Raw genomic sequence first — 2,126 nt, 5'->3', positions numbered from 1 at the left:
GGCAACCCGCTGGCAAATCAGAGTGTTAATTTCAGTGCCAGCAACGGCGCGACAATAGGTGCGACACAAACCACTGACGCTTCCGGTATGGCGAAAATGACGCTGACCAGCACCGTGGCAGGCACCAGCGATGTGACCGCCAGCATTAACGGCAGCAACCAGAGCGTGACGGCGACCTTTGTGGCGGATGTTTCTACCGCGACCATTGAGAATGGTGCGATGACGGTGGTGGCCAACGATGCCATTACTAATGGTATCGCCACAAACAGTGTGAAAGTGATGGTGACAGATGCCAATGGCAACCCGCTGGCAGGCCAGACGGTGAGTTTCACTGCAGATAATGGTGCAACCATTGTGCCCGCGGGCACAACGGCGGCGGATGGCAGTGTGACGATAACACTGACCAGCCAGACTATCGGCGTGAGTAACGTGACAGCTACAGTTAATGGCCACAGCCAGAATGTGGCGACCACGTTTGTCGCTACGCCGCAGTTAAACTCTATGATTATCACCGGTGGGCAAACGACGGTAGTGGCTGGAACTACGAGTAATACATTCTCAGCCACCTTTACGGACGCAAATACCGGGCTTGCGCTCAAAAATACGCCGGTTAGTGTTTCACTATCCGTAAATAATGCGGGTAAATTCTCTGATAGTGGTACAGCGACGACCACTGCGACCGTGACTACGGATGCGTCAGGTGTTGCGTTGTTACCTGGTATTATCGGCACCACGATAGGAACGGATACCGTGACCGCTACGCTTGACGGTGTGTCGAAAACGGCTGCACTAACAATCACCGCTGACTATGCGAACCCTATTCTTCAAAGGATAACGTTAACCACCAGGACGGGAGGTGATGGTCGTGCTCAGTATGTGCTGGCCTATATTGTTGACCCGTATAACAACGTTCTGAATGATTCCCGTGTGACGGTTTATCAAACAACAACGGGCAATCTGACTCTCAATAATTCAATCTCGGCAAACGGAGAGTCAGGATCCTATTGGATAGGTAATCATAGAACATTTGCTTATACTAATTACACCTCCGGAGTAGCGACAATATCCGTCCATTCAGATATGAGTAGCTCTCAGTCTATTGCTGTACCGGGAGACTAAATATAGCGCTTCTTTAATAAGGCGATTATGAGTAGATGACTCGACGCCTGATAGCAACGCTTGCGGTATTGGCATGATTTTATTTCAGTACCGCAAGCGCTACTCCATCCAGATCCGTTTAAACTCAACCTGGTAGGCAGCTGCTGTTCCTGGCGCGTTCTATAGCAGAAGTGCGTTTTCCGCATTCCGGGGGGCGTTTGCGGCGTAATTACACTAGCCGGTTTGTACTGTCTCACCGCCATCGATACGCACCGGTGTCTTCTGCCTTGATAATTGGGGGAGTTTGGGGATCGGAAATTATTGTACGTTATGCCTGTTTTTCAATCAGACACATAGATTTTATGAATTGCCTGTATTCGACAAACTTGGGAAGGAATGCAACCAGCAACCTCCGCAGTTTCCCTTATACTCAACTTTTTAACCTGCCGATAGTACAGCACGTTCTGGGTAATATGTTAAATAGCAGCGTTTTTGATGAGATCATCCAGATTATGAACAAAATGAGCCAGTGTTATTATTCCCTATATCTGCATGAACATTCTTAAAATTAACGATATCCTGTTTAATATATAGACAGTCTTTCCATTAACAGGCCACTATCAGGTGAGACATATGGGTGTAAAATGTCTTATGTGCTGTTGTGAGTCCGATTTCATTAGAGTGGTTCTTTTTAGGCCCAAGCCCCTGGCTCGGGCTTTTTTTAACTTTATTCTGCTGGCGTCCGGGTGCGACGTTGCACTGCTCATCAGAACGCCGCGAGGTTTTTAATGTTTTGGCTTTAGCCATGAGTAGACGCCGCTCATCATTTCCATCACGGTGAACATACTTTTGAAATTGACATCCTCCCCGCCCTAAAGAGCGAGGATTCCTACAGCGTTCAGACCGGAGTCTGACTCGCCTCGGTGGGTTCCTGCTTCATTAGCGGCCTGAATCTGCCCTCTCTCCACAGGCTAGTGCGGCATGTCCTGCCGCTAAAATATTACGTGCGCCATTTATGTCGGCATTTT

The 2,126-nt window shown here is 48.7% G+C and carries 2 protein-coding genes and 2 pseudogenes; 1 reads left to right on the top strand and 3 read right to left on the bottom strand.

The window, feature by feature from the left end; all coding sequences use genetic code 11:
- Window positions 1–1,119: Ig-like domain-containing protein (locus FH968_RS23485; RefSeq protein WP_189389356.1), on the top strand; the 1,119-nt coding region annotated here is incomplete at its 5' end.
- Window positions 1,120–1,439: 320 nt separating this feature from the next.
- Here the strand turns inward: FH968_RS23485 and FH968_RS24045 are convergent.
- The 3 genes and pseudogenes from FH968_RS24045 to FH968_RS24040 all read right to left on the bottom strand — a co-directional run.
- A pseudogene (locus tag FH968_RS24045) lies at window positions 1,440–1,565 on the bottom strand (resolvase); the annotation flags it as partial.
- 139 nt (window positions 1,566–1,704) lie between these two features.
- Window positions 1,705–1,905, bottom strand: coding sequence for a hypothetical protein (locus tag FH968_RS23475; RefSeq protein WP_139883888.1), 201 nt, complete (start codon window positions 1,903–1,905; stop codon window positions 1,705–1,707).
- 91 nt (window positions 1,906–1,996) lie between these two features.
- A pseudogene (locus FH968_RS24040) lies at window positions 1,997–2,126 on the bottom strand (RNA-guided endonuclease TnpB family protein); the annotation flags it as partial.

It is taken from the genome of Buttiauxella sp. B2 (assembly GCF_006376615.1).
Taxonomy (GTDB): domain Bacteria; phylum Pseudomonadota; class Gammaproteobacteria; order Enterobacterales; family Enterobacteriaceae; genus Buttiauxella.
The sequence above is the reverse complement of the archived record's forward strand: the minus strand, read 5'-3'. Positions and strand labels throughout refer to the sequence as shown.

What these genes read in the sequence shown, in the direction of transcription:
- FH968_RS23475 (WP_139883888.1), bottom strand. Translation starts at nt 1,905, where the DNA reads ATGGCTAAAGCCAAAACATTAAAAACCTCGCGGCGTTCTGATGAGCAG.